The sequence below is a fragment of the Neobacillus drentensis genome (assembly GCF_036965645.1).
Lineage (GTDB): Bacteria > Bacillota > Bacilli > Bacillales > Cytobacillaceae > Neobacillus > Neobacillus drentensis_D.
Genome location: NZ_JBALPZ010000269.1, coordinates 1 through 3,653, shown reverse-complemented (window position 1 = coordinate 3,653; position 3,653 = coordinate 1). Strand labels below are relative to the sequence as shown.

At 34.8% G+C, this 3,653-nt stretch carries 3 protein-coding genes; 1 reads left to right on the top strand and 2 read right to left on the bottom strand.

What is annotated here, in order from left to right; genetic code table 11:
• Nucleotides 1–568: 568 nt before the first annotated feature.
• Nucleotides 569–1,042 carry a hypothetical protein gene (locus tag V7266_RS30170; RefSeq protein WP_335472956.1) on the bottom strand — a complete coding sequence of 158 codons (474 nt, stop codon included), beginning with the start codon at nt 1,040–1,042 and terminating at the stop codon, nt 569–571.
• Between the two features lie 236 nt (nt 1,043–1,278).
• On the opposite strand from V7266_RS30170, the gene V7266_RS30165 reads away from it, so the two are divergent.
• Nucleotides 1,279–1,749, top strand: coding sequence for a DinB family protein (locus V7266_RS30165; RefSeq protein WP_335472954.1), 471 nt, complete (start codon nt 1,279–1,281; stop codon nt 1,747–1,749).
• Between the two features lie 500 nt (nt 1,750–2,249).
• Here V7266_RS30165 and V7266_RS30160 read toward each other — a convergent pair whose 3' ends face one another.
• On the bottom strand, nt 2,250–3,524 hold the full coding sequence (locus tag V7266_RS30160) for an IS110 family transposase (RefSeq protein WP_335472953.1): 1,275 nt from the start codon (nt 3,522–3,524) through the stop codon (nt 2,250–2,252).
• Between the last annotated feature and the right edge of the window lie 129 nt (nt 3,525–3,653).

Genomic DNA, 3,653 nt, shown 5'->3' with positions numbered 1-3,653 from the left:
TGATAAACACCTCATTTTTTAAAATGTTAGTGTTTGTATAAAGAGTGATCTTTGTCCAAGCTGACCATCCCCTTGTATTCTTTATATGTTTCTCATCGTATAAAGATCGGATGACGGTAGAACGTTAGGAAGCTGACTAATTGAAACGGAACTTGTCTGCGACAGACACCTCATTTCAATATTTGATGATTTTCATCATCACTTTTTGTTCCCCTTCGAATATTATAATGCCCGTTTTGGAGGATAAATATATCCTAAAGATATTATTAATAATAAAAATGTTAAAATACTATTTTATCCAGTTTTTCGGCTTCACGAAGCTTCAAACTGGGTCATTCTTTAATTAAATGCCACTTTGTTGTTCAAGTAAAGCACCCGTTACTTTAAGTACATTTCTTCACAAACTTTTAATTTATTCACCATTTAATTTTTCATTTCTGTGGGGGAAACGATAGATGTGACCGCTTTGCTTTAATCTACTTGCTCCCCAAACTTCTTTCCGAACGCCTCCATCAAATACTTCAATAAGAAAAAGCATTACCGTTGTTCCAGTAATGCACACGTTACTTTAATAAGCTTTAGTTTTTTTGTATTTTTCAAAAAGATATTGAAATCCATATAAGAAAAAAGCCTTGTAAAAGAAATATAGAAAGAATTGAAATTCGTTAAATTGAACTAATTTATAAAGTTTTAATTTTGTAAATAATCTTGTAATTGGAGATACAAAAAGTGCTTCACCAATAGCATTTAACATAATAAACTTTTTAAAATTTCCGTATGACCAGTTTAATATCCATAAAGACATCGTCAACATTGGACCTATGAGAAAAGGAAATTCATTTTGAATAAAGGACTGAGGTTTATTATAAAAAGACCACCATCTGCGTTTTTTTCCAATTGGAACATCCAAACTACAAATTAGAACAGCAAGGAGAGATGCTGGTAAAAATCTCTTTATTGTCCGCCTTCCTAACAAAGGTATTGTTAGCCATGAGAGTATTATCATTGCAATATTAAGTAACCACTGTTTCTTCATTGACATATTAATACCCCCCTTATACAAAAGGAATAATTTAATTTAGTATATCTCCTTCTTTATTTAGCTATTCTGCCAGGTTAGTCCAACAACAATTAAACAATCCTTTAAACCGCAGCACCGCTTTCTTTTGCACCGTTCGTATAAAGTACAACTAAATATTGTAAAATATTCCTCTTTCAGATTGGCACGAACGTTTATTCGTGTATAATTATAATATGCTTATCAAAGGAGGAACTTTTATGAATTCAATTGAATTAATTATTTTAAATTTAAATGAAGTTAGAAGAAGAAGCATAAAAGTCTGGAGATCTATTCCTGAAGAAAAACTAAGTTGGAAGCCAGATAATGAAGCAATGAATTGCCTAGAAATGGTCAGGCACGTACTGGAAAGCGAACATTATTATCATCTTGCTCTTAAAAATCAAGGAAGTTTATCCGTTTTTAATTCCCCTTTTGAAAACAGACCTTTTACTTCTGTAAATTCTGAATTGGAATTTGCCGAACCCTATCGTAATCAATTCATAAATACAGTCAGATCATTTTCTGATGAAGACTTAACAAATATTAAGATTGACCGTTCTGATGCAGGATACATAAGAGACCTGGGGGATATGCTCCTACGCATTGCGTATCACGAATCTGTTCATACTGGTCAGTTATTAGATTATTTAAGAACCGCAGGTGTTCCAAGAATCCGTATCTGGGATTAATGCGTAATATAGGTGCTTTCACTGTTGTGAAGCACCATTTTTATTGCGTATTGTTTTTTTTAAGTGTCCCTTCTTCAACTCCCTCAGTTAAATACGATTTTCTCTCAAATGCTCGCTTATTCGCAGGATTTCATACCCCTTCATATAGGGTTAACAGATAAATGAAATGAGTTCAGATTAATAAGGCTTCGTGAAGGCATAGTTAAATAGAGGAGTATAGTGAAACTCCACAATTTACCATATAATGTACATACTCCACGCCGCCCCTGGAGGCTTTCCCTCCCATGTCTCAACGGGCCATTTGCCCTATCATTCCTTCGTCATGCCTATCCAAGGGGTGGAGGCCAGTTATGCTAACCTGATGGGTCGGTGCCCTTTTGTTGAACAAATCTGGTACTCCGTACATATTTGAAATCCTACGAATAAGCCAACATTCGGTCAATATATGTGTGCAATATTGTTTATTTTAAGGGGACAATAATCTTCAATTCTGTAATTTATTAGGCTGCCAACGTTGATAATGGTTTGATTTTATCAGGACAATAGGCTTCATTTCGTCTAGATATACCTACAAAAATCCTCGCCAACTTGCCAACTAACTTCATAATCGATTTCATTTTCTTCATCTTTTTTACTTTAACATTATGAGAATGTAATGCCTGAAATTCTGGGTTATTCACCACAAGGCTCATCGTAGCTAAGTAAAGGAATCGTCGCAGTCTCGACCTTCCACGTTTTGAAATGACAATTTGGCCTTTCCACTTTCCTGAACTTGCCTCAGCTAAATGCAATCCTGCATGCCTTAGTAGAGAATTACCGTGGGAGAAACCACTTAAATCTCCTGCCTCACCTAATATGCCAGCCAAAGATATTTCACTAATTCCTTTGATGGTAAGTAGTTTCTTAGCGAAAGGAATTCTGTTTAATGCTTCGGTAACTTGTTGTTCAACTCTTTCGAGTTGTGTTACAGCTAAATCATATTCTTCTAATAACTGTTCTAAATGAAATTTATAAGCATCAAGTGCTTGTCTAGTACCGACAGATTTCTTAGCTAATTGAAGGAGTAATAGGGCCTTTTTTAATCCAGGCTGCCTCTTCATTATTGATTTCCAGCCTGTGATGACATCATGAGGCTGCATAGTTTCTAATTCCAATGGGGTTGGGAATAATCGAAGGGTAGAGATCGCCCCTTTACCTTTAATATCTTTAAATACCTGTCGTAATTCTGGGAAAACAATATCTACCCAACGATTTAATTGATTAATAGAACTGACGAGGCGTTTAACAACTACATCACGGTTAGACATAAGAACCCTAAGTTTTTCGAATGATTCCGCTGTGTACCTAACTTCAGAATAGTAACCATTCTTTACCATATCAGCGATAACTAAGGCATCTTTTTTATCACTTTTTGATTGAGTATTATCACGATTTTCTTTATTCTTTTTTACTAAATGTGGGTTTACCGTTACTACTTCAATTTCTTGATTAGAAAGCCATTTTGAAAGATTGATCCAGTAGTGTCCAGTTGGTTCCATCCCAACAATAGCTTCATCAAGGTTGTTTAATCTTTGAAGATTTTTAATCCATTTTAAAAAACTAGCAAATCCTTCTTCATTATTATTGAAAGTAAGTGGATCTCCGACTACAATTCCACGGAAATTTACGGCTCTGGCTACGTGAAATTGTTGAGCAATATCCACGCCGACAACAAGATGTTTAACGGAAATTTTTTCAATTAGTTGATTTTGTTTGTTCTGCATTTTAAACTTCATAGTAGGGTTCCTCCTAAAGGTGTGGGTTAGAGTGGTGTCTATACTCATATCTTACTGAGGAGCCCTATTTTTTTCAAAGTCGAAAAATAACGATCTACAGGAATGCTAACCTCCCTCAATAAAGAAAGC